A 26,895-nucleotide genomic window follows, 5' to 3' on the forward strand; every position below is an offset into this window, starting at 1 on the left:
CTACGCCGCTTGTGGTATTGCTGACCTGATCGTGCTCAAGAAATTGGCAGGAGCGGGTCGGCTACCCGCATTTTCTATATACTTGCGGCAATCGATTTTCTAGGATTTACCATGTCTGACAAAGAAGCTTTCACCGAACACGACTGGCGCCGCCTGCTCGCCAGCCTTGGCGAGGATCCCGACCGCCCGGGCCTGCATGAAACACCGGCGCGCGTGGCCAAAGCCTGGAAGCACTGGACTTCCGGCTACGACCAGAACCCGGTGGAAGTCCTGAAGGCCTTCGAGGACGGCGCCGAGGAGTACAACGAGCTGATCGTGGTGCGCGGCATCCCAGTCTACAGCCATTGCGAACACCACCTGGCGCCCTTCTTCGGCCGCGCCACGGTCGGCTATCTGCCGAACGGGAAGATCGTCGGTCTGTCCAAGCTCACCCGCCTGGTCGACATCTATGCCAAGCGCCTCCAGGTGCAGGAGCGCCTGACGATCCAGATCGCCAACGCGCTGATGGAAGTGCTGGAGCCGAAGGCGGTCGGCGTGGTCATCAAGTGCCGGCACATGTGCATGGAAAGCCGCGGCATCCGCACCCCTGGCGAGGAAACCATCACCTCGGCCATGCTTGGCGAACTGCAGCCGAACCTGGCGCTGCGCACCGAGTTCCTGTCGCTGGCGCGCGACGACCGCGGCGCGTAATCGCGAACTGCCGGCGCACTTCCGCCTCCCGCGGCGCCGGCCGCCCGGCCGCGGCGCATCCCCGCCTCAACCGGGAACCTGTTCCATATCACGGCCCTCCAAGATGTTTTGGAGGCTGCTGTCATGGACCGCCCTGCATACCCAAGCGACATCTCGCGCGACGAGTTCGACAGCATCCGCGGCATGCTCGAGGCGGCGCGGCGCAAGACCCGGCCGCGCAAGCACGACCTCTACGACGTGTTCTGCGCGGTGCTGTATTTCCTGCAGACCGGGGCGACCTGGCGCAGCCTGCCGCCCGGCTTCCCGCCCTGGCGCACCGTGCATGAATACTTCACGCAGTGGAACATGCTGCGCGAGGGCCAGCTCACCCTGCTGGAAAAGGTGCTGATGCAACTCGGACGCGAGCAGGAACTGTCTCACCTGCACAAGCTGCTGCAGCGTCATTCGGTGACTTGATGCAGTCGGCGAAGATGTAATATTTCTGTCACACTCTGTTGCACTTTTCACATAGTTCGCTGGAACACTTGAGCTAAGCTAACAAGATACTTATCAAATTGTTAGCAAAAGCCATGGTCGAGCACTGGAACCTGATCGCATACTCCGCGCTGAACGCGCACGCCGGCCTGAGCAGCTGGCAATTGCTGGGCGCGGTATTCGCCGCCGAGTGGCTGATTTTCCTGATGCCGCTGTCGCTGGTGCTGCTGTGGGCGGGCGGCGGCGCGGGCCGCGAAGTGGCGCTGCGCGCCTGCCTGGCCGCGGTGTGCGCGCTGGCGCTCAACGGATTGATCGGCCAGCTGTGGTACAGCGCGCGTCCTTTCGTGGCCGGGGCGGGGCATACCTTCCTGTTCCACGACCCGGACAGCTCCTTCCCGAGCGACCACGCGACCAGCATCTTCTCGGTGGCGCTGGTGCTGGCCTTCAGCGCCGTGCCGCTGGCGCGCCGCCTGGGCCTGGCGCTGCTGCCGCTGGCCCTGGTGGTGGCCTGGTCGCGCATCTACCTGGGTGTGCACTGGCCGAAGGACATGGCCGGTGCGCTGCTGGTCTCGGGAACGATGGCCTTTCTGGCCCATACGCCGGCCGCCCGCGCCGCCTGCGCAGGCCTGCTGCCGGCGCTCGAAACGCTGTACCGGCGCGTGCTGGCGCTGCCGATCGGGCGCGGTTGGCTGCGGCCTTGAGCGGGACGCGTGCCCTAACTATATTTAGTTAGCATTCACACGTCGTTCCGGCGGAGGCCGGAACCCAAGTTCCGCAAAGTTACCGAGACGCCAAACTTGGGCCCCGGCCAAGGGGGACGCCGAGTCCCGGGGCGACGGTCTTTAAGCTAACTAATTTCAATAGCGGCGCGGGCCTGCTTTACTCTTCCGGCTTCTCGAACACCAGCTTCTTGTCCGCGTCGAGGTGGAACACCCCCAGCGCCTGGCCGGTGACGGCGTCGGCCTCGGGGGCTTCCAGCCGGGTGCAGCCGCGCGTCTCGACCTGCCAGGCCTCGTCGTCGGCGCGCAGGGTATAGGTGCCGTTGCCGTTGTCGAACAGCTCGATTTCCAGGCCGGGCAGGCGCACTTCGCCCAGTTCCATCTGGCGCTGGCAGTCCGGCATGCGCGAGACGATCAGGCGCAGGCTGGCTCGCTTGCTCCAGAAATAGTCCTGGTCGATCCGCACGATGAGGGCGTGCTGGCGGTCGTCGATGGCGTAGCTGGCCGTTTCGCTGATGCAGCCGGCCAGGAACAGGGGAGCCAGGAAGATGAAGGGTAGGCGCATGGGAGTCCGTTCGGTAATGCAACAGTGCATTTCCCGCCGAGTATAGAAGCGCCACCGGCCGCACGCAAGGCGCGAGCGGCCTCAGAAGTCCGTACCCACCGTCAGCGAACCGAAGGTATGGCGCGGCACCCGGCACGGCGAGCAGAACTCGGGCGAGCGCCGGGTCGCGCGGAACTGGATGAACCAGGGACCGTGGCCGGTCCCGCGCGTGTGCGGAAAATCGAGGCGCAGGCCGGCCATCAGGTCGCCCACCTTGCGGCGCGGCGGCACGTCCGGATCGTCGCGCCAGGGCCGGCCCTGGAGGAACAGGTTGTAGGCCATGTAGCGCCCTTCCACGCCGGCGAAGGCGGTGCACTGGAGCCAGTCCCACAGGCAGGAGCTGTCCTGCTTGCCGCTGCTGAGGCTGTGCGTGATCCCGGGCGGCATCGGCGATACGGCCGGCAAGTCCTTGCCGATCGCCACCGTGAGGCCGGCGGCGGCATAGCTCATCAGCGTGCCGGCGGCCAGGCGCCAGTAGGCATTGGTCCGCAGCTGCACGCCGGGGCCGATGTCGCCGGACAGGAAGGAGAGCGCGTGGCGCCGCTCCACCGACAGCACGAAGGCCAGCGAGTTGCCTACCTGGTGGTCCCAGCCGCGCGGCTCCGGACGGTCGAGCACGCGGTGCACGAACTTCTGCGTCTGCTCGGCCAGCGATGCGCGCCCGGTGAAGCCGGCCTGGCCCGTCAGCGTGGTCAGCGCCTTGCCGTCGGGCGACAGGAACAGGTGGTCGCGCTCCAGGTAGAGAAAGCCGGCATAGGGACGGTCGTGGCGCTGGTAGTTGGGGGTCTCGATATTGCCGGGTGTGTACATCAGCTGCCCGGCACTGTTTTGCGTGAACAGCAGGCGCGCATCGGCGCAGCCGAGCCAGCGGCACAGGCCGTCCGTGAAGCTGCGTTCGCCGGGCAAGCGTGTGTCCTGGGCGTGGCGGGACGCGAACTGGATGCCGCTGGTGTAGTAGCGGTCGGTATTGAAGAACTTGTCGTTCTCGTAGGTGACGAAGCCCGAGTCCTGGGCGCCGGCGGGGCCGGACCAGCATGCTGCGCATAACAGTGCGGTGGACAGCGGCAGCGGCAGGGCCGCAAGGCGGGATAGCAAGCTCGGCATGGACGCCCCCTTTGTTCGAAATCTCTTTCAGTGTCGAACTTGCGCGCAGGATGTGTTTGATCTGCAACAGCCCAGGCTGCCGATCGGGACGCGTTTCAGCAGGACTCCACCAATTTTCGAATTACGCGATGATAGGCCGCATGGACCAGAATGCGTACGAACTGCTCGGCGGCGCCAAGGGACGTCCGGTCAAGATGTGGACCCGCGGCGTGCCGGTCGAGGCGGAAGCGAAGGAACAGCTGTCCAGGCTGGCGCAGCTGCCCTTCGTGTTCCATCACGTCGCCGTCATGCCGGACGTCCATGTTGGCAAGGGATCGACCATCGGCAGCGTGATCCCGACCCTGGGCGCGGTGATCCCGGCGGCGGTGGGCGTGGACATCGGCTGCGGCATGATGGCGGCCAAGACCACCCTGCGCGCGGACGACCTGCCCGATAACCTGAGCAAATTGCGCAGTGCCATCGAACAAGCGATCCCGCACGGCATGTCGCCCAAGACGCGCAACGCCAAGGGCCGCGACGTGGGTTCCTGGAACAATCCGCCGCCTGCTGCCGAGGCCGGCTGGATGAAGCTCAAGGACGAGTTCGACGAGATCTGCCGCAAGTATCCCAAGCTGCGTGGCAGCAACAACTACAAGCACCTGGGTACCCTCGGCAGCGGCAACCACTTCGTCGAGGTCTGCCTGGACGAGGACAATTTCGTGTGGCTGATGCTGCACTCGGGCTCGCGCGGCGTCGGCAACGCCATCGGGACCCACTTCATCGAACTGGCGCGCCAGGACATGCGGCGCCACATGGTCAACCTCCCCGACCAGGACCTCGCTTACCTGGAAGAGGGCACGCAGCACTACGACGACTACGTCGAGGCGGTGGGATGGGCGCAGAAATTCGCCCGCATCAACCGCGAAGTCATGATGCACAACCTGGTCCACGCGGTGCGCAGCGTGATCAGGAAGCCTTTCGAGACCCACGTGGAGGCGGTCAACTGCCACCACAACTACGTGCAGCGAGAGCGCCACTTCGGCAAGGATGTACTGGTCACGCGCAAGGGCGCGGTGTCGGCACGCGAGGGCGAGCTGGGCATCATCCCCGGCTCGATGGGCGCGCGCAGCTTCATCGTGCGCGGCAAGGGCAATCCCGAGAGCTTCAACAGCTGCAGCCACGGCGCCGGCCGCCTGATGAGCCGCACCGAAGCCAAGCGGCGCTTCACCCTGGCCGACCAGGAGCGCGCCACCGCCGGCGTGGAATGCCGCAAGGACGAGGGCGTGATCGACGAGATCCCGATGGCCTACAAGGACATCGACGCCGTCATGGACGCCCAGCGCGACCTGGTGGAAGTGGTCCATACCCTGAAGCAGGTGGTGTGCGTGAAGGGATAAGGTTTTCCGACCGCGCGGACGCGACAAGGCGCCGCGATTTTTAAGCGAGCAATGCCATGCAAGACGACCAGAAGCTGACCAGCGGGCGGCGCACGTCCGCCCCCGAGCGCATGCGCCGCGGGCCGCGTTCCCTCCTGCCGGCGCCTGCCGGCGAGGCCGGCCACGGCCACGATCCCTGCGCGGGGGAAGACGCGGCGCTGTGCCGCGACACGACCTATGCCGGCCTCGTGACCGCGGTGCGCAGCGCCGTCGAGCGCAACGCGGGCTTTGGCGCCTGAGCCGGGGCGCTCAGGCGCACCGCAGCGACAGCAGGTCGCCCGGTGCGGTGAACTCGTGCTGGGGTTCGCTGCGGCGCAGGGCCTCGATCGGCGCATAGCCCCAGCTCACCGCCCCGAACGCCACGCCGGCCTTGCGCGCGGCGTCGGCGTCCGTGGTCTGGTCGCCGACATAGAGCGCCTGGGCCGGCGCCACGCCCGCCACCCGCAGCACCTTGCGGATGCGCGCGGCCTTGCCGAACACCGACATCCCGCATTCGTACTGGCGCACCAGCGCCGCCAGGTCCGGGCCCAGCACCTGGCGCACGTTCTGTTCCGAATTCGAGGACACCACGGCCAGTTCCAGGCCGCTGCGCACCAGCTCGCGCAGCATCTCGCCGACGCCGTCGAACAGCGGAATGCGCGCCGTATTCTCGCGCATGCGCTCGATGAAGGAACGCGAGGCCAGCGGCAGCTTCCAGGCCGGCATGCCCACGTGGCGCATGATGTCGCGCGGCCCGTAATGGCGCAGCCGCTCGGCCTGCTGCGCATCGACGCGCCGGAAGCCGTGCTGGTCGGCGATCTCGTTGAACACGCTCATAAAGAAGGGGAACGAGTCGGCCAGGGTGCCGTCGAAGTCGAAGATCGCCAGGCGAATGGACATGCGTGTGCGCGGGAGTCGGAAATAGCCGAATTATAAAGTCCTCCAGCGCCGGCGCTCAGGCCAGGCCGCCATTGGCGCGCAGCACTTGCCCGTTGACCCAGCCCGAATCCGGCCCGGCCAGGAAGGATACGACCCTGGCGATGTCTTCCGGCTCGCCCAGGCGCTCTAGCGGCGGCATCCTGGCGTAGTACTCGATCTGTTCCGGGGTTTTTCCGTTGAAGAATAATTCGGTGGCGACCGGCCCCGGCGCCACGGCATTCACACGCAGCTGGCGGCCGCGCAGCTCCTTGGCGAAGATCCCGGTGAGGGCTTCGACCGCCGCCTTGCTGGCGGTGTAGGCCGCATAACCCGGCAGCCTGGTGGCCACCACGGTGGTCGAGAAGTTCACGATGCGCCCGCCGTCGTTCATGCGCCGGGCCGCTTCGCGCAAGGTATTGAAGGTCCCTTGTACGTTGACGGCGAAGGTCTGGGCGAACAGCTCGTCGGTGGTCTCGGCCAGCGGCATGGTTTTGAGGATGCCCGCATTGTTGACCAGCACATCGATCTTGCCCAGCTCGCGTTCCGTGGTCTCGAACAGGGCGCGCACCTCGTCCGGCCTGGACACGTCGGCGCGCACCGCCAGCGCCACATGGCCGGCGGCCTGCAGGCCCTCTACCGTCCGTTCGGCCTCCTCTACATTGCCGGCGTAGTTGACGGCCACCTTGTAGCCGTCCTCGGCCAGCCGCCAGGCGATGGCGGCGCCGATGCCGCGCGAGGCCCCGGTGACGATGGCGACTTGTTGTGTCCTGGCGTTCATGTTTCCTCCTGGTTTCGTTGAATGGATGGATACATGATGGACTGTTAGCCGAAAAAGATCATTGCCTCTGTATGCGCATCTTCATTCCATATTCCTTAACAATAAGTCCTTGTTCAACTGTGTGTTTCTTCGGGACGCCCAGCCTTACAATAGTGTCAATTCTCTTGAGGAGGCGTTGACCACTTATGGCCTACATCCATCCTGCCGGCTGGCGCGAGATGTCCGTGACCGGCGCCGCAGCGCGCGAGATCGAAACCCTCGCCTACCTCGACCAGCGCCTGTCCGACGCGCCCTATCACGTGTATCACGGGGTGCACTGGACCAATGTCGAGCAGGGCTATTCGGTCTACGGCGACATCGACTTCATCGTGGTGGCGCCGAATGGGCGCATCCTGGTGATCGAGCAGGTGGCGGGCTTCCTGACCGAGACCAAGGACGGCCTGGTCAAGAACTACCTGGGCAAGCCGCGCAAGATCCGCAACCAGATCCTGTCCACCATCGAGGGCCTGACCAAGCGCTACCAGGGCGAGCTGTCGATCGACTACCTGCTCTACTGTCCCGACTACATCGTGCGCGACCAGCAGCTGGCCGGGATCGACCCGCACCACATCATCGACGCCACCAACAAGCCGAAACTGGCGCGGGTGATCCGCGAGGCCCTGCCGCTCACGCCCAAGACCGACGAATTCGACAAGGTGACGCGCTTCCTGGGCGACACCCTGAACCTGCGGCCCGACCCGAGCTCGATGATCGGCCACGCGGTGAGCATGGTGACGCGCCTGTCGGGCGGCCTGGCCACCTGGGCGCGGCGTCTCGAGTTCGAGCCTTTCCGCCTGCGCGTGGTGGGCACGGCGGGCAGCGGCAAGACCCAGCTGGCGCTGGCCGAATTCACGGCCGCGATCGACGCCGGCCTGCGCCCGCTCTACGTCTGCTTCAACCGGCCCCTGGCCGACCACATCGAGCGCCTGGTGCCGGCGGGCGGACGGGTCGCCACCTTCCACACCTTGTGCGACGCCTGGCTGCGCGCCCAGGACCTGACGCCCGACTATTCCTCGCCGGAGGTCTGGACCGAGATCGAGAAGTCGCTGGCGGCGGCAGACCTGCCGGAGACCTGGCAGTACGACGTGGTGATCGTGGACGAGGGCCAGGATTTCTCGACCGTGTGGCGCGACATCGTGCTGCGCATGCTGAAGGAAGGCGGACGCGCGATCTGGCTCGAGGACCCGGACCAGAATTTATATGGCCGCGAGATGGTGCCGCTGCCGGGCTGGGTGACCCTGCACTCCAACACCAACTACCGCAGCCCGCGCCAGATCGTGGACATGCTCACCTCGATCGGCGCGGCGCGCCAGCCGGTGGAGGCGGGCAGTCCGTTCAAGGGGGCGGATATCGAGGAACTGACTTATCCGGAAGGCGATACGGAAGCCATGCTGTCGCAGACGCGGCGCGCGGTGACCCTGTGCCTGGCGGCCGGGTTCGGGCGGCAGGACATCGCGATCTGTTCGTTCCGGGGGAGGGAGAAGTCGACCATCCTCAAGCTGGACAAGCTGAGCGACGCGCACACGCTGCGCTCGTTCACGGGCGGGTATGACTTGTTCGGGAATCCGCTGTTCCGCGAAGGGGGGCTGCTGGCGGAATCGGTGTACCGCTTCAAGGGGCAGTCGGCGCCGGCGCTGATCTTTACCGAGATTGATTTCGAGGAGCTCGACGAGCTGTCCTTGCGCAAGCTGTTCGTAGGGATGACGCGGGCGAGGCTGAAGCTGGTGCTGGTGATGAGCGAGAGGGCGTCGGTGCAGATACTGGATCGGGTCAGCGTTCATTGAAGTTATTGGCTGCGGAGCGAACTTGGGTCCCGGCCTTCGCCGGGACGACGTTGTTTGCGTTAGCCTCTAACTTCAAGACCGTCGTTGCGGCGAAGGCCGGAACCCAAGTTCCTTAGCAGTACCCGAACGCGATTCAAGCCGCGATCTTCCCCGCTTCCACCCCCGAAGCCGCCACATGCCGGTTCACCGCCGACAGCACCGACTTGAACGACGCCGTCACGATATTGCTGTCGATGCCGACCCCAAACAAGGTCGGCCCATTCCCCACGCGCAGCTCCACATAGCAGGCCGCCTTGGCATCCGCCCCCGAGCCGATCGCGTGCTCGTGGTAGTCCATCAGGCGGATCTCCAGCCCCAGCGCGTTCACGAACGCATCGATGGGCCCGTTGCCGGTTCCCTTGAACGCCTGCGGCGCATGATGGCGCGCCACGTTGACCTCCAGCTGCACATCCTCGCCACTGGCTTCCGTCATGCGGTGCCCGATGTAGTGATACGGCTCGTCCTGCTCCAGGTATTCGCGCGCGAACAGCGCGTGCAGGTCGCTCGCCGCGATCTCGCGGCCGCTCTCGTCGGCCACGCGCTGCACGGCGCGCGAGAACTCGATCTGCAGGCGGCGCGGCAGCTGCAGGCCGTATTCCTGCTCGAGCAGGTAGGCCATGCCGCCCTTGCCCGACTGGCTGTTGACGCGGATGACCGCATCGTAGCTGCGCCCCAGGTCGGCCGGGTCGATCGGCAGGTAGGGCACTTCCCAGATCGCATCCGCCTTTTGCTGCGCGAAGCCCTTCTTGATCGCATCCTGGTGCGAGCCCGAGAACGCGGTGAACACCAGGTCGCCCGCATACGGATGACGCGGGTGCACCGGCAGCTGGTTGCATTCCTCGACCAGCTGGCGCACCGCGTCGATGTCCGAGAAATCCAGGCCCGGATCGACGCCCTGGGTGTAGAGGTTCATCGCCAGCGTGACCAGGTCGACGTTGCCGGTGCGCTCGCCGTTACCGAACAGGCAGCCCTCGACGCGGTCGGCGCCGGCCATCACCGCCAGCTCGGCCGCCGCCACGGCGGTGCCGCGGTCGTTGTGCGGGTGGACGCTGATGACCAGCGACTCGCGGCGCTCCAGGTGGCGGCACATCCACTCGATCTGGTCGGCGTACACGTTGGGCGTGGCCGCTTCCACGGTGGAGGGGAGGTTGACGATCATCTTGTTGCCTGGTGTCGGCTGCCACACGGCGCTGACGGCGTCGACGATCTGCTTGGAGAAATCGAGCTCGGTGGTCGAGAAGGACTCCGGCGAATACTCGAGGCCCCACTGGGTTTGCGGATGCCGGGCCACCAGCTCCTTGATCAGCTGCGTGCCCTTGACCGCGATCTGCACGATCTCGTCGCGCTCCATGTTGAAGACCACGCGGCGGAACACCGGCGCCACCGAGTTATACACGTGGACGATGGCGCGCTTGGCGCCGACCGCCGATTCCACGGTGCGGCGGATCAGCTCTTCGCGCGCCTGGGTCAGGACGATGATGGTGACGTCGTCCGGAATCCGGTTTTCCTCGACCAGCATGCGCACGAAATCGAAGTCGGTCTGCGAGGCAGAGGGGAAACCGACTTCGATTTCCTTCACGCCGACCTTGACCAGCATCTCGAAGAAACGCAGCTTCTTTTCCGGGCTCATCGGCTCGATCAGGGCCTGGTTACCGTCGCGCAGGTCGGTGCTCATCCAGATCGGCGGCTGGGTGATGCGGCGGCTGGGCCACTGGCGGTCGGCCAGGTCGACGGCGGGGAAAGGACGGTATTTGGCGGCGGGGTTCTTCAACATGATCGGTGCTCCTGAATGGTGGTCACAAGGGGGAATGTGTGGCGGAGGCTGCCGGACGGGCCACGAACGCTAGGCCCGGCAACCGATCGGTAGCTTTAGCAGCAGGCGGAACTGCGCGCGCATGCCGACCGCCAGGAGGAGCCCTGGATGACGAAGCGACGGTGCGATACGGAGATTGGGTGACATCGGTACAACTTTCCTGGCTGCTGGGGAGGCCGGCGGTGGCCGGACGGGGCGGCGGTGATTACGCGCGTAGTAGCAGGGCGGCCAGCGATAGTGCGCCGGCAGCAGGTAGGGAAGTCGACAGATGCAGTGGGAAGGACATAATTTCGACTTTATGGGATGCTGGACCGTATGTCAAGCGGATAATAGTCGAGTGTGGCGAAGAAAGTATGGGATTTAAAGAAGTTCCCTGGGAAGGCGGCCACGCTGGCGGGGCGCAGATTATGCGTGTCTCATGGCCGGGGCATAGGCGGGCAGGGGCGCCGCGTGCTAGCATCTTCGGCAACTTCCTCTGGAGATCTCCATGCGTTGCAAACCCGCCACCCCGGCCGCCCGCCTGCGTCTGAACCTGATTGGCGCGGCCGCGCTGATGCTGCTGTGTAGCGCGTGTGGCGACGGCATCCCGAAGGACAGGGGCGACGACGACGACGATCCTCCGCCGCAGTCGACCGCCATGACCGTCTTTGCGGGAGACGCATCGGTGAACGGCACCATGGACGGCACCGGAACGGCCGCGCGCTTCAACAATCCGCGCGGGCTCGCCATCGACGCCGACGGCAACCTCTACGTCGCCGACACGGGCAACGCCACGGTCCGCAAGATCACGCCGGCCGGCGTGGTCACCACGATGGCGGGTGCGGCGGGGATGACCGGGACCGCCAACGGCAGCGCCGCCAATGCGCGCTTCGAGAATCCCGTGGCCGTGGCGGTGAACAAGGACGGTACGGTGTTCGTCGCCGACAACCGGAATATCCGCAGCATCACGACGGGCGGACAAGTGAGCACCTACTCGACGCTGCCGATCGGAACGGGCGTCGCCCCCGGCAGCATCCCGGACGTGGCAGCCGGCGCGCTCGCGCTCGACGCCGACGGCAACCTGTTCATCACCAATGCCTATGGCAGCCGCAGGCTGGCTCCCAACAAGGAATTCGTGATGATGGAGGGCCAGTCGGTGGTGAACGGCCTGTCCGGCACGCGGCAGCTGCTGCCGCGCGGCGTGGCGACCGACGCCAACGGCAACACCTACCTGTACGACCTGGACGGGAGGATCAGCAAGTGGGCGCTGACTTCTTTCAATACGATGACCCTCACGGGGCTGGCGGGCGCGCCGGGCACCAAGGGTGCGGCGAACGGCACCGGCACGGCCGCCCGCTTCGAGCAGGTGGTGGGGCTGACCGTGGACCCGAAAGGGAACGTGTACGCTGCCGACACTACCAACAACCTGGTGCGCAAGATCACGCCGGCCGGCGTCGTCACGACCCTGGCGGGCACGACGCGGGCCAATGTCCTGACCCCCGGCGGACTGCCGGGCAGCCTGGCCGAGGTCCGCGGCATCGTCACCGACGGCAAGGGCAATCTCTACGTCACGTCCGGCAACGCCATCGTCAAGATCGTCCTGCCCTGAGCGTTCACAGCGCGCGCACCGCGCGCACGAACTCGTCGCTGAACTTCGGCAGTTTGGCGTCCTGCTGCGCCAGCTCCTGGTAGCGCAGCAGGAACTGCTTGGGCTCTCCCTTCAGGAGCGCGAACACCGCCGCCTTGCCGTCGTGACGCTCGATGGTGCTGGCCATGATCCAGCCCAGGTCGTAGGCCGGCTCGTCGAAGGTGCCGTAGAACAGCAGCCCGTAAATCGCTTCGTAGCCATGCTCGTCGCGCGGCGGATTGGCCAGCAGCCGCAGGCCGATCGTCTCGACCATGGTCACGATGCCGTCCATGCGTTTGGTGTTGCGCTCGATGCGCGTCTTGCTGCGCGTCGAGTAGCCGTTCGCGGGACGGTCGGCCAGCGGATGGGTGAACAGTTCCGCGGTCCCTTCCTGCAGCAGGTCGTTGAGCAGCCGGCGGGCCCAGACCGGGCCGAGGCTTGACGCCGCCGTGTCCGCCGAGGGGCGCGGCACCGGGGGCATCACATACGCCTGCACGCCGTGGAACAGCTCGTGCGAAACCAGTTCCGCCAGATCCTGGGTGCTCGCTTCGGCCATGCGCGCCAGGTTCACGTAGACATCGTTCGGGGTCTCGTCCAGGGTGAAGCCGCCCGCATTGCCGCCGAAGATGAAATAGACCCGCAAGCGGCCGGCGAACTGAGCGGGCACATATTGCTTGAGCATGCGCGTGACTTCGTTCGCCAGCGGTGCATAGCCCTCATCGGCCAGGCGATCGCGGATCCGCTCGGCCGCCGCTTTCGTCTTCGGGTTCGCGGACAGTTCGCGCAGGTGGACGATCAGCTCGTCCATGCTCTTGAGCTTCATCTTCTTGACCATCGCCGCGCTGGCCGGATGGGCGCGGATCGCGGCGATCGCCGCATCGTTGAACTGGCCTGCCGCGACCGACTGGCTGACCAGCCGGGCCAATTCGTAGTCGAAGACGAATTCCAGGCCGCCCAGGGTGCGCGCCTGGCTGGCTTGCGCCGGGCTGGCGGCATGTGCGGAGGGCAGGGCGAGAAGGGGAATGCTGAACAGGGCTGCGAGCATGGCGGACTTCATGTGTCTCCTCGAATCGGATCGGTGCGGGCGATTGTAGAGAAAGGCTCATCAATAGTGAATATCTGCATGTCATGATAAGCAGCTCAATACATCGATTCGTGAATGGCCCTTAATGGAGAGATATCGGTCCGATACTGGAACATGGCGCATGAAGAAAAAGATATCGGCGCTATTCATCTCCCTGATTATCGCGCCACCCCTGCCGGCAACCGAGCAAATGCCCGAGGACGTGCAGGATTTTATCGAACAGAGGGACACGTGCGATCGGTTTCGTGGAGAGCTTCCTGATCCGGAAGAGCACGAACGAATGAGAGAGGTAAATCTGCAGCTCAAGAAATTCTGCAGAGGCAGTGACCGGAAGCTGGCTTCACTGAAGAAGAAGTACAGGAGCAGCGCCGCCGTTCAACGACGATTGGCACAATATGAACCGCAGATCGAATCAGAACGCCGGTCGTCTGAGGGAAAGACGCTCATTCAGGAGTAAAGGGCATTGCATTCCAGCCGGGGCCGCATGGGGCGATCATGCGGCCCCGGCGTCTGATGGGGATGCTGAATTATTAAGTCGCCATTACGACAGCTTGGCTGCCATACGTGACAACGCGGCCGCCATGTTCGCGCTGCCAGGTCTGCGCAGACGGCAAGTCTGAAAACCAGATGTGCTCGTAATCGCCGAAGGCGCCCAGGTCCAGTCGGAAGCGGTCCAGCATCTCCGCCGGCTGGCGCTCGATATCGCGCTTGCACGCGTCCCAGCTGTCGTAACCCAGCTCGATCGCGAGGGTGCGGAACATGTGCTTGAGCTGCAGGGTCTCGCGCACATGATAGAGCTCGGTCACGCGCTCGACCGGAACTGCGCGCGCCGCATGCACGCGGCGCACGACGGGCAGGGCTTTGCTGGGCTGCTCCGATCGCGCTGCGCGCAGCATGAGGCGCGCGTAGCGACGCAGGAAGTCGGTGTTGGTCTCGGGAGAGGCCGATGGATGGGATGGCGAGTGCATACCAGATTCCTTTTCACATTTGCATACCGTTCTCGCTGCGGCATCCATGATTGGAAGGTATGAACCTAAAACGAACGTAGTGGACAACGTTGGCAGGTGCGCTGGCTTTCGCGAGAGTGGGCGTCCTGCTCAGCCCAGGCGGAATCCTAGCACGGAAAGCGGGCTTGTGGACGCCTTCATATTGTGGTGTGACTGGACGGCAGTCGTGCGCCGCCGCGCCGCGCGGGGCGTATAGTGAAGGAATCTGACCACCCTGGCCAGACAGGGAGGCATCATGAACGATTCGTCGCCGCAGTCCACCTTCCATGGATTGCCGCTTTCAGCCGAGCAAGACCGGCAGATCACGTCTTACATCCACCGCCAGCAAAAGGCGAACCAGCCATGGGATACGGCAGAGCTGCAGGCCATGCTTGCCGACATGCTCGACCCGCCCGAAACGGTGCCCGAAGACAGCGCCGAGCTGAACCAGTCCATCGAAGCGGAACAGGCGACCGCCACCCATGAAGAGCCCAGCCAATTGATGTAAGCAATTGTTGGGTTTTGTGCGGCGAGGAGTCATTGCTGCTATACTGGCGGTACTACTCATAGCTCCAGCACGCACCTGACGTGCGCGTTCGAGCGACGACCTGCACGCATCACTTGAAACGACGTCCGCGGCATGCGGACTGTTTTCTCCTCCTCCTGTGCTCCCGGCCAGGCCCTTTCACTTCGCGACCTGCATTAGCTCGCGACGCATTCCGCAATGTCCCTGGAACGTGCCCGCGCACGCTCCCTCAACGCTATTGGAGAGCCGCATGGCAAAAGAAGAACTGATTGAAATGAATGGCCTGGTATCCGAAGTCCTGCCCGAGATGCGCTTCCGCGTCGACCTCGACAATGGACACAAGATGATCGCCTATACCGCAGGCCGCATGAAGAAGAACCACATCCGCATCCTGGCCGGCGACCGCGTGACACTGGAGTTGTCGCCTTACGACCTGAACAAGGGCAGGATCGTGTTCCGCCATATCGAAAACCGTGGCCCGTCCGGTCCGCGCAGCGGTCCCCCGCGCCGTCGTTAAATCTCGCCGCGGGGCCCTCGCGGCCTCCCGAATCGCTTGATCTGGCGTGCGCGCCCGCGCTGAAAAACGCGCATACTGTGCATGGCCGCCGCCAGCGCGGCCGCATCCGCGGTAGCCATCACGCTGGCCTTTCATGCGATCGCCGTCCGGCGCAAGTCCGGATGGCGCAGTAACACGGGACGGCACGCAGTGCCTACGGTGCACGCGCGACGCCGATCCGCACGAGGAGAAGGCGATGACAGAGTTCTTGCGTTTCCTGGACACCGGCATCACGCACGCATCGTGGATCGGCATTGTCGCCTACACGCTGGTGGCGACCCACATCACTATCATCGCCGTCACCGTCTACCTTCACCGCCACCAGGCGCACCGCGCCCTCACCCTTCATCCCATCGCGAGCCACTTCTTCCGCTTCTGGCTGTGGCTCACCACGGGTATGGTCACACGCGAATGGGTCGCCATCCACCGCAAGCACCATGCGTTCTGCGAGCGCGAGGGCGACCCGCACAGTCCGCGCCTGGTGGGCCTGCGCACCGTGCTCCTGCGCGGCACCGAACTCTATCGCACCGCCAGTCGCGACAAGCCTGCGATCGACCGCTATGCGGCCGGCTGTCCCGACGACTGGATCGAGCGCAATTTGTATAGCCGCTGGACCTGGCAGGGCGTGGGCGTGCTGCTGATCCTCGATGTGGCGCTGTTTGGCGTGATCGGCCTGTCGGTCTGGGGAATCCAGATGCTGTGGATTCCGATGCTCGCGGCTGGCGTCATCAACGGGGCCGGGCACGCGATCGGCTACCGCAATTTCGATTGCGCGGAAGCCGCGACCAACATCGTACCGATCGGCCTCCTGATCGGCGGCGAGGAACTGCACAACAACCACCATACCTTTGCCAGCTCGGCCAAGATGTCGGTGAAATGGTACGAGTTCGACGCGGGCTGGATGTACATCCGGCTCCTGCAGTGTCTCGGCCTGGCGAAGGCCAGGCCGGTGCCGGTGGCGCCGCGCATTCGTTACAAGCATACGGAAGTGGACGACCACACCTTGCGCGCGGTGCTCGCCAATCGCGCACGTGTGATGGCTGCGCTGTCGCAGCGCCTGGCGCCGGTCTGGAACCGCGAATTGCGCAACATGCCACTCCCTGCCGGGATCAGCCGCCGCATGGCGCTGCGCCTGCTTGCGCGCGACCCGGGCTACCTGGACGCGGACGAACAATCCAAGCTCAGCATGCTGCTGGGCGCCAGCGAAAGACTGCGCCACGTCCAGGCCTTGCGTGTGCAGCTGGCGGCATTGTGGCAGCGCTCGCTCGCCACCGAGGATCAATTGCGCGAAGCCCTGTCCGGATGGTGCGCCCGCGCGACCAGGGCGATGTGCCCGCAGCTGCGTTCCTTTGCGCGCGAGCTGCGCGCCTATGCCTGAGCCGGCATTGCTAGTGTCCGATGGCGGCAATCGCCACGCCCTGAGCGACGCTTGTAGTGCTGGTGGTGACGGTGAGCGAGAACAGGGGCTTGGCCTGCGAATCGTCCTTGATCCATTCATAGGCCACGGTGCTGTTGACGCTGCCGTTGGCGGTGGCTGAACTGGCCCGTTTCTTCTCGCTGCGGAAAGGGGCGGGCGCATTGCCGACGACCTTCTCGAACAATTCCTGTGCCGCGGCCGCGGGCACGGTCTTCGCGTACAGCGCGCACAGCTTCTTTTCCGTATTGATGACGAGGATGAACTGCCCATGTGGACTGGGCACCATCCAGGCCTTGCCGCTCGAGCCCTTCAGGAACATCGCCGCCTTGTCGGCCGACAGCTGGGGCGCGGCGCCCAGTTGCTTGCGCAGGCCATCAAAATCGTGCAGGTACTTGATGCAGTGCGAAGCGTAGATATCCATGAACGCCGCTGCCTGCATATCGGGAGCGGCGACCGCGAGTGTGGGAAGCAGGCTTCCGCCGAGCGTGACGGCGGCTTTTCGAAGTCGCATGGGGATGGGCTCCGGCTGGTTGTGGTGAGCCACTATAGCAATATCGTCCACGGATTCCGGGATGCATTCCGGCAATCGAAGCGCCCCTGGGCAGGGTGGGAGCGTGGATCTGTCGTATGAAAGGCACGTGGTCTTTCGAGAGCTCAATATCTTTCGCCCCTGGAGCGCCTCGTTTGGTAGCATCCTGCAATGAACGATATTTCCGCTAATCAAGTAACCCCGCCACGCATCCGTCGTCGTCAAACCCTGGCCCTTGTGCTGCTGGTGGTCACGGGTGTCATCAATTACCTGGACCGTGCCACGCTGGCCGTCGCCAACGAATACATTCGCGCGGATCTCGACCTCTCGCTCGGCCAGATGGGCCTGCTCCTGTCGGCCTTCTCGTGGAGCTATGCGCTTTGCCAGCTCCCGGTCGGAGCGCTGGTCGACAAGATCGGCCCGCGCTGGCTGCTCGGCATGGGGCTGGTGCTGTGGTCGCTGGCGCAGGCTGCCGGCGGCATGGTGTCGACCTTCGGCTGGTTCGTGCTTGCGCGGATCGTGCTGGGTATCGGCGAAGCGCCGCAGTTCCCGGCCGCGGCGCGGGTCGTCAGCAACTGGTTCCCGCTGCGCGCGCGCGGTACGCCGACGGGTGTCTACAACTCGGCATCGCCACTGGGCGTCGCGCTCGCGCCGATCTGCCTGACGCCCTTGATCATGGCGACCAGCTGGCATTGGGCCTTCTTCGTCACCGGCGCGCTTGGCTTGGTGGCTGCTGTGGTCTGGGTGGCCCTTTATCGCGATCCGGTCCGCGAGCGGTTGTCAGATGCCGAGCGTGCCTACCTCGACGAGGGCCAATCCACCGAGGCTGCGCCGAAGACCAGCTTTGCGTCCTGGCGCGCCTTGTTCCGGCACCGCGCCACCTGGGGCATGCTGCTCGGCTTCTTTGGCTCCGTGTACCTCAACTGGGTGTACCTGACCTGGCTGCCGGGCTACTTGCGCACCGAGCGCCATATGGATCTGGCCCAGGCTGGCTTCGCCGCCTCCATCCCCTTCCTGTGCGGCTTCGCCGGCGCCTTGGTGGCCGGCTGGGCTTCTGATCGTGTCACCCGGCATGCGGAATCGCCGGTGACCGGGCGCCGCAAGGCGGTGGTGGCGTCGATGCTGGGCATGGTGGCGTTCACGATTCCGGCCGCCCTAGTCGAGAGCAACACGGTGGCCGTGGCCTGCATCTCGATCGTCATCTTCCTCGCGAATGCTTCGTCGGCGTGTTCGTGGTCGCTGGCCACGGCGGTGGCGCCTCGCAGCCGCATCGCCTCGCTCGGCGCCATTCAGAACTTCGGCGGTTTCCTTGGCGGCGCGCTGGCGCCGATCCTGACCGGTTATATCGCGCAGAGCTGGTCGTTTGTCCCCGCGTTGCTGACTGGTGCAGGCATCGCCTTCCTTGGTGCGATGTCGTATCAATTCCTGGTAGTCCGGCCCATTCCCGAGCAGAACTGAAAATAAAAAGGCCCAGCAGTGCTGGGCCTTTTGCTTGGTAGGGACGACGCTTAAACGTCGATGTTACCTGCCTGGAGTGCATTGGTCTCGATGAAGTTACGACGCGGTTCCACTTCATCACCCATCAGGGTAGTGAAGATCTGGTCCGCCGCAATCGCGTCCTCGATCTGCACCTTCAGCAGGCGACGAACGGTCGGATCCATCGTGGTTTCCCACAGCTGCTCCGGATTCATCTCGCCCAGACCCTTATAACGCTGCTTGGTCACGCCACGTTCCGCTTCTTCACGCAGCCAGATCATCGCCTCGTGGAACTCGCGCACCGCGAACTCCTTCATCTTCTCGCCTTCACCGCGGCGCATGATCGCGCCTTCGCCCATCAGGCCCTGGAAGGTGGCTGCCGCATTGGCCAGCACGGCGTAGTCATTGCTCTGCACGAAGTCCGCATCGATGGCGGTCACCTGCACGTTACCGTGGCGCATACGCTCGATACGCAGCGAATACTTCTCCGACAGCTCGTCCGAACGCACCACGACCTTGACGGCCGGGTCCTTGATCGCCGCTTCCATCGCACGCGCGGAAGCCTCGGCGTTCTCCAGCGAAGTCATGTCCAGGGTCACGCCGCTCATGATCGCGGTCAGCGCCGCGCGGTCGATCACGCGGGTCAGGCGCATCATGATGGCGTTGGCCAGGTTGTACTGGCGCACCAGCTCGCCCAGAGCTTCGCCGTTGATCGGCTCTGCGCCTTCACGCGGGATCAGCGACGCGCTGTTCAGCGCCACCGTCATCATGTAGCTCGCCTCTTCGACGTCGTCCTTCAGGTAGCGCTCGTCGCGGCCGGCCTTGACCTTGTACAGCGGCGGCTGCGCGATATACACGTGGCCACGCTCGACCAGCTGCGGCATCTGGCGGTAGAACAGGGTCAGCAGCAGGGTACGGATGTGGGCGCCGTCGACGTCCGCGTCGGTCATGATGATGATGCGGTGGTAGCGCAGCTTGTCGACGTTGAATTCGTCCGGGCCGATCGAGGTGCCGAGGGTCGCGATCAGGGTGGTGATCTGTTCCGACGACAGCATCTTCTCGAAGCGCGCCTTCTCCACGTTCAGCACCTTGCCGCGCAGCGGCAGGATGGCCTGGAACTTACGGTCGCGGCCCTGCTTGGCCGAGCCGCCTGCGGAGTCACCCTCGACGATGTACAGTTCGGCCAGCGCCGGGTCGCGTTCCTGGCAGTCGGCCAGCTTCGAGGACAGGCCCAGGCCATCCATCACGCCCTTGCGGCGGGTCAGGTCGCGCGCCTTGCGCGCCGCTTCGCGCGCACGGGCTGCTTCCACAATCTTGCCGCAGATGATCTTGGCGTCGTTCGGCTTCTCCATCAGGAAGTCGGTCAGCGTCTTCGCCACGATCTCTTCGACCGGGCCGCGCACTTCCGACGACACCAGCTTGTCCTTGGTCTGCGACGAGAACTTCGGCTCAGGCACCTTCACCGACAGCACGCAGGTCAGGCCTTCGCGCATGTCGTCGCCCGAGATCTCGACCTTGGCCTTCTTGGCGAAGTCGTTCTCGTCGATGTACTTGTTGATCACGCGCGTCATCGCCGCGCGCAGACCGGTCAGGTGGGTTCCGCCGTCGCGCTGCGGGATGTTGTTGGTGAAGCACAGCACCTGTTCGTTGTAGGCGTCGTTCCATTGCATCGACACGTCCACCGAGATGTTGGTGCCTTGGTCGGACAGGCGGTCGCCGGTCGCCTGGAACACGGTCGGGTGCAGGACGGTCTTGGCCTTGTTGATGTATTCCACGAAGCCGCGGGTGCCGCCTTCGAAGGCGAACACTTCTTCCTTGCCGGTGCGCTGGTCGCTCAGCTTGATGTTGACGCCGTTGTTCAGGAAGGACAGTTCGCGGATGCGCTTCGACAGGATCTCGTAGTGGAACTCGACGGTCGTGAAGATTTCCTCGTCGGCCCAGAAATGCACTTCGGTGCCGCGCTTGTCGGTCTCGCCGATGACCTTCATCGGGGAGACTTCGACGCCGTCGACGACTTCGATCAGGCGGTTCAGCGGGACGCCGCGCTCGAATTCCAGCTGGTGCACCTTGCCGTTCTGGCGCACGGTCACGCGCAGCAGTTTCGACAGTGCGTTCACGCAGGACACACCCACGCCGTGCAGGCCGCCCGACACTTTATAGGCGTTCTGGTTGAACTTGCCGCCGGCGTGCAGCTCGGTCAGCGCGATCTCGGTCGCCGAGCGCTTCGGCTCGTGCTTGTCGTCCATCTTGATGCCGGTCGGGATGCCGCGGCCGTTGTCGGTGATGGAGATCGAGTTGTCGGAGTGGATGGTGACGTGGATCTCGGAGCAGAAGCCGGCCAGCGCCTCGTCGATCGAGTTGTCCAGCACTTCGAACACCAGGTGGTGCAGGCCGGTACCGTCCGAGGTGTCGCCAATGTACATGCCCGGACGCTTGCGGACCGCTTCCAGGCCTTCCAGGATCTGAATCGAGGAGGCGCCGTATTCATCGCCCTTCGGGGCGGACATTTGAGCTTGGGTATTCTCGGACATGGACTGCTTTCTATAAAACGGGTGATTCAAGCTGCAGTCTTTTTGAGAGCTACAGCTTGAACCGTCATCCCGGCGCAGGCCGGGATCCAAGTTGCGTGCGCATCAGCAAACTTGGGTTCCGGCCTGCGCCGGAACGACGAGGTAACAATGTGTCTCGGCCGACGGTATTACTTAAATGCGCATCGGCATGACGACATACTTGAAGTCGCCATTGTCGGGAATCGAAATCAGCGCCGACGAGTTCGAGTCGCCCAGGGCGATGTTCACCTGGTCGCACTTCAGGTTGTTCAGCACGTCGAGCAGGTAGGTGACGTTGAAGCCGATGTCGATCGCGTCGCCGCCATAATCGATCTCGAGTTCTTCCACCGCCTCTTCCTGGTCGGCATTGGTCGAGCTGATCTTCATGCTGCCCGGGGTGATGATGCAGCGCACACCCTTGAACTTGTCGCTGGTCATGATCGCGGCGCGCTGCAGCGAACGCAGCAGCTCGTCGCGGCTGATCGTGAAGTCGTTCTTGTAGCCCTTCGGGATCACGCGGGTGTAGTCAGGGAACTTGCCCTCGACCAGCTTCGAGACCAGCTCGATGTCGGCGAAGGTCAGCTTGACCTGCGAAGCCGCGATGTCCAGGCGGACTTCCTCATCGCTTTCTTCCAGCAGGCGCTGCAGTTCGATGATGGTCTTGCGCGGGATGATCACTTCCTGGCGCTCGAAGGACTGCTCCGACGCCACCTGGCAGAAGGCCAGGCGGTGGCCGTCGGTCGCCACGGCGATGATGTTGTTGCCGTCCAGGACCAGCAGCAGGCCGTTCAGGTAGTAGCGGATGTCCTGCTGGGCCATCGAGAAGTGCACCATGTTGAACAGGTGCTTCAGCGTCTTCTGCGGCAGGGTCACCGAGGCGTTGTAGCTGTCGGCCACCGAAACGGTGGGGAATTCCTCGGCCGCCAGGGTCTGCAGGGCGAAGCGTGACTTGCCGCTCTGGACGGCCAGGCGCTTGTTCTGCAGGGTCATGGTCACGTCGCCCGACTCCGGCAGCGCGCGCAGGATGTCCAGCAGCTTGCGCGCGGCCACAGTCGTGCCCGTCACCTCGTCGCCCGAACCGATGTTGGCCAGCGTGGTGATCTGGACTTCGGTGTCGGTCGACAGGAAGGACACGCTTTCACCGTTCTTGCGAATGAGGATATTGGCCAGAATCGGCATAGTGTGCCGACGCTCGACAATACCACTCACGATCTGCAGTGGCCGGAGAAGCGTGTCTCGGGTGGATTTGACCAATTGCATAGTTATCCTCGATCTGAGTTGTTTTCGTGATTTATTGCTATTGCACTATTTTGCCAATTGCCCGGACTAAACACAAACCCGGGCCAAGGGAGGCGGTTTACCCTTTGAGGGTCTGTTCCAGCACGTGCAGCTCGTGGTTGCACTCGGCGTTCTTCTGGCGGTCCTGGGCGATCTTGCGCACCGCATGCAGCACGGTGGTGTGGTCGCGGCCTCCGAACAGCTCGCCGATCTCCGGCAGGCTCTTCTGCGTCAGTTCCTTGGCCAGGTACATGGCGATCTGGCGCGGGCGGGCGATGTTCGCCGGGCGGCGCTTCGAATACATGTCCGCGACCTTGATGTTGAAGAAGTCCGCGACTGTCTTCTGGATGTTTTCCACTGAGATCTGGCGGTTCTGCACCGAGAGCAAGTCCTTCAGGGCTTCCTTCACCACGTCGATCGTGATGTCCTTGCCGTGGAAGCGCGAGTAAGCCAGGATCTTGCGCAGCGCGCCTTCCAGCTCGCGCACGTTGGAGCGCAGGTGCTTGGCCACGAAGAAGGCCACGTCGTCGTTCAGCGTAACGCCTTCCGATTGCGCCTTCTTGAGCAGGATCGCCACGCGCATCTCGAGCTCCGGCGGCTCGATCGCCACCGTCAGGCCCGAGTCGAAGCGCGAGATCAGGCGGTCGTCCATGCCCGTGATTTCCTTCGGATAGGTATCCGAAGTGATGATGATCTGCTTCTTGGCCGCGATCAGCGCTTCGAACGCATAGAAGAACTCTTCCTGCGTACGGCTCTTGCCGCCGAAGAATTGAATATCGTCGATCAGCAGCATGTCGAGCGAGTGGTAATAGTGCTTGAAGTCGTCGAAGCCCTTGCGCTGGTAGGCGGTGACGACGTCGCGCACGTACTGCTCGGCGTGGATGTAGCGGATGCGCGCCCCCGGCTGGTCGGCCATGACCTGGTTGCCGATCGCATGGATCAGGTGGGTCTTACCCAGGCCCACGCCGCCATAGAAGAACAGCGGGTTGTACGAGATGCCCGGGTTGTTGGCGACCTGGATCGCGGCGGCGCGCGCCAGCTGGTTCGCCTTACCGGTCACGAAGCTGTCAAACGTCAGCTCGGTGTTGATCCGGCTTTGCTCGCGCTTGGGCGAGTTGGCGATGTTCAGGTTCTGGGTCTGGTTATCCGGAACCGGGGCAGGGCGCGGGGCATCCAGGCCCTGGGCGCCGGCGCCGGACGAAGTGGAAACCACCGGCTTCTTGGCCGGGTTGTTCTTCGGGTCGAGCACGAACTGCACCTCCACCGGCGCTTCCCAGTACTGGGCGGCGAGCTCGGTGATGCGCGTGGCGAACTGCGTCTTCACCCAGTCGAGCTTGAAGCGGTTGGGCGCGGCGATGCGCAGCTTGCCGTCTTCGTAGTCGAGGGCGACCAGCGGTTTGATCCACGCACTGTATTGCTGGGGCGTCAATTCGAGCTCCAGCTGCGCGGAACAGGTCTGCCAAAAGTTTTCCATACTTCGCTAATTGATACGTAACACGCTATTTTACCTGTCTCTTCGGTAGTTATCCACAGGTTGTCGCTACTATTTTCAACTGGATGAGCACTTGGTGGAGCACCTTTGGCAGAGTTGGGGACTGGTCCGCGAAACAACAGCCGCCTTGACAGCTGGGCCGGAACTAGGGTCTAATTCAGGGTTCCCCGTCCGGTCACCTTATCAAGCTGTCACTAACAGCGGATGCAGTCCGGGCGAAGAGTATCTGCTGTGGCGTGACGCTGGCTTAACATCTGCGAACTGTCATTGGCGCCGAATCCTGACGACGAGACGTCAGACCCGATTTTGCAATTTCTTTTGCTTTAAGCGAGACCACCATGAAACGTACTTACCAACCTTCCGTCGTTCGTCGCAAGCGCACGCACGGCTTCCGCGCACGTATGGCTACCCGTGGTGGCCGTCAGGTTCTGAACGCCCGCCGCGCCAAGGGCCGCAAGCGCCTGGCAGTCGTCTAAGCCGGCAAGCCGCAGAGCGACGCGGTTGGCCATGACAGGCGAAGGTTCGCACGACTTCGCGCGCGCTCGGCGCATCGTTAAAACGGATGAATTTTCATCCGTTTTTCGTTTGCGGCCGGCACAAAAATCCGCGCATTTCGTGCTCTATACCCGTCCCAGCACGCTGCCGCATGCGCGGCTGGGCGTCGTCGCGGCCAAGCGTTTCGCCCCGCGCGCGGTCACGCGCAACACGATCAAGCGCGTCACCCGCGAACTGTTCCGCACCAGCGAGCTCCAGGCCGTCGATTGCATCGTGCGCCTGTCGCGCCCGGTCAACAGCAAGGACGGCCCGGCCACCACGCGCGCCCTCAAGGCCGAGCTGCGCGCCGAGCTGGCGCGCCTGTTCGCCTCGCAGCGTCCGCGCCGCGCTTCCGGCAATCCTTCGGCCCCATCATCATGAAGACGCTGCTTGTCTGGTTGCTCCGCGGCTACCAGCTGCTGCTGTCCCCGATGCTCGGGCAGAAATGCCGTTTCTTCCCGTCCTGCTCGACTTACGCGATCGAAGCGCTGCGCATCCATGGCGCCGCGCGCGGTTCGCTGCTGGCCGCGCGCCGCGTGTGCCGCTGCCATCCGTGGAATGCGGGTGGCGTCGACCTGGTGCCGCCCGCGCGCACCAAGGATTCCTCACCAGCCTCCCCAGGCTGTCATCATTCCTGACTAGACCCAATGGATATCAATAAACGTACCGTCCTGTGGATCGTGTTCGCCGTCTCCCTGATTGTTCTCTGGAACAACTGGATGGTGGCCAACGGTAAACAGTCGCTGTTCTCGCCGGCGCCGCCGGCCAAGGTCGCCCAGCAGCAGCCGGCCAAGCCGTCCGACGTGCCCACCGCCGCCCAGCCGGGCAGCACCGCCGTCCCGGCGACCCCGGGTGCGCCGGCCGCCGTACCGGCCGCTTCTGCCGCCCCGGTCAGCCAGATCGTCACCATCACCACCGACGTGGTGAAGGTCAACATCGACAGCGCCGGCGGCGTCATCAAGCGCCTCGAACTGCTGCAGTACCCTGACCACTTCGACAAGACCAAGAACCAGGTCCTGTTCGACGTGGGCGGCAACAACGTCTACCTGGGCCAGACCGGCCTGATCGGCACCAGCGCCGCCGGTGTCCTGCCGAACCACAACACCGTGTACACCGTCCGTCCGGGCGTGCGCACCTTGAATGGCGGCAACCAGATCCAGCTCGTGATGGATGCGGAGCAGGGTGGCGTGCGCCTGACCAAGACCTTCACCTTCCGCAAGGGCGACTACGTGATCGGCATCCGCCACGACGTGACCAACGTCGGCGCAGCGCCGGTCCAGCCTTCGCTCTACCTGCAGCTCCAGCATGACGGCAACAAGCCGGCCAACGATTCGTGGTTCATGTCGAGCTATACCGGCCCGACCCTGTACACCGAAGCCGACAAGTACCAGAAGCTGACCTTCGAAGAGATCGAGAAGAACAAGGCCGAGCATTCGACCAAGGCCGACAACGGCTGGGTGGCGATCTCGCAGCACTTCTTCGTCTCGGCCTTCATCCCGGCCGACAAGGTGCAGCGCGACATCTACACCAAGAAGATCGCGGCCAACCTGTATGCGATCGGCACCGTGCAGCCGCTGGGCACCGTGGCCCCGGGCGCGACCGTGTCGACCGACACCCGCCTGTACTCGGGTCCGCAGGATGAAAAGACCCTGGAAAAGATCGCACCGGGCCTGGAGCTGGTGAAGGACTACGGCATGCTGACCGTGATCGCCAAGCCGATCTTCTGGGTGATGGACCAGCTGCACTCGCTGCTGGGCAACTGGGGCTGGACCATCGTCGCCCTGACCATCCTGATCAAGCTGCTGTTCTTCCCGCTGTCGGCCGCCGGCTACCGCAGCATGGCGAAGATGCGCGTGGTGACGCCGAAGATGCAGGCGATCCGCGAGCGCTACAAGAACGACCCGATGAAGATGCAGCAGGCCACCATGGAGCTGTACAAGGCCGAGAAGATCAACCCGCTGGGCGGCTGCCTGCCGATCCTGGTGCAGATGCCGGTGTTCTTCGCCCTGTACTGGGTGCTGCAGGCCTCGGTCGAGATGCGCGGCGCGCCGTGGGTGGGCTGGATCACCGACCTGACCCAGCCGGATCCGTACTTCATCCTGCCGATCCTGTACGCGGTGTCGATGTACATCACCACCAAGCTCAACCCGCAGCCGACCGATCCGGTGCAGGCGAAGATGATGCTGTTCATGCCGCTGGCGTTCTCGGTCATCTTCTTCTTCTTCCCGTCGGGCCTGGTGCTGTACTGGGTGGTCAACAACATCCTGTCGATCGCGCAGCAGTGGGTGATTACCAAGAAGTTCGAGACGGCGAAGTAATTCTTCGGCGGCTTCGTGAAAAACCCGCGCCTGGCGCGGGTTTTTTTATTGCGTTGCCGGTCTGCGAGCAAACTTGGATCCCCGCCTTCGCGGGGATGACGGTTTTAAGGCTAGCGGAATGATGCAGATGCCGGTAGTCCGCTGCCCATCACCGTCGTTCCCGCGCAGGCGGGAACCCAAGTTTGCCA

General features: G+C 64.2%; 26 protein-coding genes and 1 pseudogene. 16 read left to right on the forward strand and 11 right to left on the reverse strand.

What is annotated here, in order from left to right; all coding sequences use genetic code 11:
* Positions 1–111: 111 nt before the first annotated feature.
* The 3 genes and pseudogenes from folE (at position 112) to J8847_RS13285 (ending at position 1,865) form a co-directional block, all read left to right on the forward strand.
* Entirely contained in the window at positions 112–690 is a 579-nt protein-coding gene (folE, locus tag J8847_RS13275; protein WP_211525187.1) for a GTP cyclohydrolase I FolE, read from the forward strand.
* A 123-nt stretch (positions 691–813) separates the two neighbouring features.
* A pseudogene (locus J8847_RS13280) lies at positions 814–1,089 on the forward strand (transposase); the annotation flags it as partial.
* Between the two features lie 170 nt (positions 1,090–1,259).
* Positions 1,260–1,865, forward strand: coding sequence for a phosphatase PAP2 family protein (locus tag J8847_RS13285; protein ID WP_211525189.1), 606 nt, complete (start codon positions 1,260–1,262; stop codon positions 1,863–1,865).
* Positions 1,866–2,043: 178 nt separating this feature from the next.
* Here the strand turns inward: J8847_RS13285 and J8847_RS13290 are convergent, their stop codons facing one another.
* Positions 2,044–2,448 (reverse strand): hypothetical protein, encoded by a 405-nt coding sequence (locus J8847_RS13290; RefSeq protein ID WP_229429715.1) that lies wholly within the window; start codon positions 2,446–2,448, stop codon positions 2,044–2,046.
* Positions 2,449–2,529: 81 nt separating this feature from the next.
* The gene (locus J8847_RS13295; protein WP_211525190.1) at positions 2,530–3,591 is read right to left on the reverse strand and encodes a lipid A deacylase LpxR family protein; all 1,062 of its coding nucleotides are present in this window, start codon (positions 3,589–3,591) and stop codon (positions 2,530–2,532) included.
* Positions 3,592–3,731: 140 nt separating this feature from the next.
* On the opposite strand from J8847_RS13295, the gene J8847_RS13300 reads away from it, so the two are divergent.
* Positions 3,732–4,967, forward strand: a complete 1,236-nt coding sequence (locus J8847_RS13300; RefSeq protein ID WP_211525191.1) for an RtcB family protein — start codon at positions 3,732–3,734, stop codon at positions 4,965–4,967.
* A 56-nt stretch (positions 4,968–5,023) separates the two neighbouring features.
* Positions 5,024–5,245, forward strand: coding sequence for a hypothetical protein (locus J8847_RS13305; RefSeq protein WP_211525192.1), 222 nt, complete (start codon positions 5,024–5,026; stop codon positions 5,243–5,245).
* 10 nt (positions 5,246–5,255) lie between these two features.
* Here the strand turns inward: J8847_RS13305 and J8847_RS13310 are convergent, their stop codons facing one another.
* The gene (locus J8847_RS13310; RefSeq protein WP_211525193.1) at positions 5,256–5,885 is read right to left on the reverse strand and encodes an HAD hydrolase-like protein; all 630 of its coding nucleotides are present in this window, start codon (positions 5,883–5,885) and stop codon (positions 5,256–5,258) included.
* A 55-nt stretch (positions 5,886–5,940) separates the two neighbouring features.
* On the reverse strand, positions 5,941–6,681 hold the full coding sequence (locus J8847_RS13315; RefSeq protein WP_211525194.1) for an SDR family oxidoreductase: 741 nt from the start codon (positions 6,679–6,681) through the stop codon (positions 5,941–5,943).
* 185 nt (positions 6,682–6,866) lie between these two features.
* Between J8847_RS13315 and J8847_RS13320 the strand changes: the two genes are divergently transcribed.
* Positions 6,867–8,504 carry an ATP-binding domain-containing protein gene (locus J8847_RS13320; RefSeq protein ID WP_211525195.1) on the forward strand — a complete coding sequence of 546 codons (1,638 nt, stop codon included), beginning with the start codon at positions 6,867–6,869 and terminating at the stop codon, positions 8,502–8,504.
* A 133-nt stretch (positions 8,505–8,637) separates the two neighbouring features.
* On the opposite strand, the gene leuA is transcribed toward J8847_RS13320, so the two are convergent.
* On the reverse strand, positions 8,638–10,320 hold the full coding sequence (leuA, locus tag J8847_RS13325) for a 2-isopropylmalate synthase (RefSeq protein WP_211525232.1): 1,683 nt from the start codon (positions 10,318–10,320) through the stop codon (positions 8,638–8,640).
* A gap of 523 nt (positions 10,321–10,843) precedes the next feature.
* On the opposite strand from leuA, the gene J8847_RS13330 reads away from it, so the two are divergent.
* Positions 10,844–11,944 carry a hypothetical protein gene (locus tag J8847_RS13330; protein ID WP_211525196.1) on the forward strand — a complete coding sequence of 367 codons (1,101 nt, stop codon included), beginning with the start codon at positions 10,844–10,846 and terminating at the stop codon, positions 11,942–11,944.
* A 4-nt stretch (positions 11,945–11,948) separates the two neighbouring features.
* Here the strand turns inward: J8847_RS13330 and J8847_RS13335 are convergent, their stop codons facing one another.
* Positions 11,949–13,019, reverse strand: a complete 1,071-nt coding sequence (locus J8847_RS13335) for a DUF5700 domain-containing putative Zn-dependent protease (protein ID WP_211525197.1) — start codon at positions 13,017–13,019, stop codon at positions 11,949–11,951.
* 148 nt (positions 13,020–13,167) lie between these two features.
* On the opposite strand from J8847_RS13335, the gene J8847_RS13340 reads away from it, so the two are divergent.
* Positions 13,168–13,503: a hypothetical protein gene (locus J8847_RS13340; protein ID WP_211525198.1), complete on the forward strand. Its 336-nt coding sequence runs from the start codon at positions 13,168–13,170 to the stop codon at positions 13,501–13,503.
* Between the two features lie 73 nt (positions 13,504–13,576).
* Here J8847_RS13340 and J8847_RS13345 read toward each other — a convergent pair whose 3' ends face one another.
* The gene (locus J8847_RS13345; RefSeq protein ID WP_211525199.1) at positions 13,577–14,014 is read right to left on the reverse strand and encodes a hypothetical protein; all 438 of its coding nucleotides are present in this window, start codon (positions 14,012–14,014) and stop codon (positions 13,577–13,579) included.
* A gap of 274 nt (positions 14,015–14,288) precedes the next feature.
* Between J8847_RS13345 and J8847_RS13350 the strand changes: the two genes are divergently transcribed.
* The 3 genes from J8847_RS13350 (at position 14,289) to J8847_RS13360 (ending at position 16,492) form a co-directional block, all read left to right on the forward strand.
* A complete protein-coding gene (locus J8847_RS13350) occupies positions 14,289–14,540 on the forward strand; it encodes a hypothetical protein (protein ID WP_211525200.1) in 252 nt (83 codons plus the stop codon).
* A gap of 268 nt (positions 14,541–14,808) precedes the next feature.
* Positions 14,809–15,075: a translation initiation factor IF-1 gene (gene infA, locus J8847_RS13355; protein WP_211525201.1), complete on the forward strand. Its 267-nt coding sequence runs from the start codon at positions 14,809–14,811 to the stop codon at positions 15,073–15,075.
* Positions 15,076–15,310: 235 nt separating this feature from the next.
* Positions 15,311–16,492 (forward strand): fatty acid desaturase, encoded by a 1,182-nt coding sequence (locus tag J8847_RS13360; protein WP_211525202.1) that lies wholly within the window; start codon positions 15,311–15,313, stop codon positions 16,490–16,492.
* 10 nt (positions 16,493–16,502) lie between these two features.
* On the opposite strand, the gene J8847_RS13365 is transcribed toward J8847_RS13360, so the two are convergent.
* The gene (locus J8847_RS13365) at positions 16,503–17,042 is read right to left on the reverse strand and encodes a hypothetical protein (RefSeq protein WP_211525203.1); all 540 of its coding nucleotides are present in this window, start codon (positions 17,040–17,042) and stop codon (positions 16,503–16,505) included.
* Between the two features lie 189 nt (positions 17,043–17,231).
* On the opposite strand from J8847_RS13365, the gene J8847_RS13370 reads away from it, so the two are divergent.
* On the forward strand, positions 17,232–18,518 hold the full coding sequence (locus J8847_RS13370) for an MFS transporter (RefSeq protein WP_211525204.1): 1,287 nt from the start codon (positions 17,232–17,234) through the stop codon (positions 18,516–18,518).
* A 50-nt stretch (positions 18,519–18,568) separates the two neighbouring features.
* Here the strand turns inward: J8847_RS13370 and gyrB are convergent, their stop codons facing one another.
* The 3 genes from gyrB to dnaA all read right to left on the reverse strand — a co-directional run bounded on the left by gyrB (position 18,569) and on the right by dnaA (position 23,837).
* Positions 18,569–21,043 (reverse strand): DNA topoisomerase (ATP-hydrolyzing) subunit B, encoded by a 2,475-nt coding sequence (gene gyrB, locus J8847_RS13375; protein WP_211525205.1) that lies wholly within the window; start codon positions 21,041–21,043, stop codon positions 18,569–18,571.
* 195 nt (positions 21,044–21,238) lie between these two features.
* Positions 21,239–22,345: a DNA polymerase III subunit beta gene (dnaN, locus tag J8847_RS13380; RefSeq protein ID WP_211525206.1), complete on the reverse strand. Its 1,107-nt coding sequence runs from the start codon at positions 22,343–22,345 to the stop codon at positions 21,239–21,241.
* Between the two features lie 97 nt (positions 22,346–22,442).
* Positions 22,443–23,837, reverse strand: coding sequence for a chromosomal replication initiator protein DnaA (gene dnaA / locus J8847_RS13385; RefSeq protein WP_211525207.1), 1,395 nt, complete (start codon positions 23,835–23,837; stop codon positions 22,443–22,445).
* 356 nt (positions 23,838–24,193) lie between these two features.
* On the opposite strand from dnaA, the gene rpmH reads away from it, so the two are divergent.
* The 4 genes from rpmH to yidC are packed head-to-tail and all read left to right on the forward strand — an operon-like array spanning position 24,194 to position 26,707.
* Positions 24,194–24,331 (forward strand): 50S ribosomal protein L34, encoded by a 138-nt coding sequence (gene rpmH, locus J8847_RS13390; protein ID WP_078035393.1) that lies wholly within the window; start codon positions 24,194–24,196, stop codon positions 24,329–24,331.
* A 31-nt stretch (positions 24,332–24,362) separates the two neighbouring features.
* On the forward strand, positions 24,363–24,770 hold the full coding sequence (gene rnpA / locus J8847_RS13395; protein WP_211525208.1) for a ribonuclease P protein component: 408 nt from the start codon (positions 24,363–24,365) through the stop codon (positions 24,768–24,770).
* Positions 24,767–25,027: a membrane protein insertion efficiency factor YidD gene (yidD, locus tag J8847_RS13400; protein ID WP_211525209.1), complete on the forward strand. Its 261-nt coding sequence runs from the start codon at positions 24,767–24,769 to the stop codon at positions 25,025–25,027. The genes rnpA and yidD overlap by 4 nt, the downstream gene beginning before the upstream one ends.
* A 9-nt stretch (positions 25,028–25,036) precedes the next feature.
* Positions 25,037–26,707, forward strand: coding sequence for a membrane protein insertase YidC (gene yidC, locus J8847_RS13405; RefSeq protein WP_211525210.1), 1,671 nt, complete (start codon positions 25,037–25,039; stop codon positions 26,705–26,707).
* Positions 26,708–26,895 lie beyond the last annotated feature (188 nt).

This window comes from Massilia sp. AB1, from assembly GCF_018119385.1.
Taxonomy (GTDB): domain Bacteria; phylum Pseudomonadota; class Gammaproteobacteria; order Burkholderiales; family Burkholderiaceae_D; genus Telluria.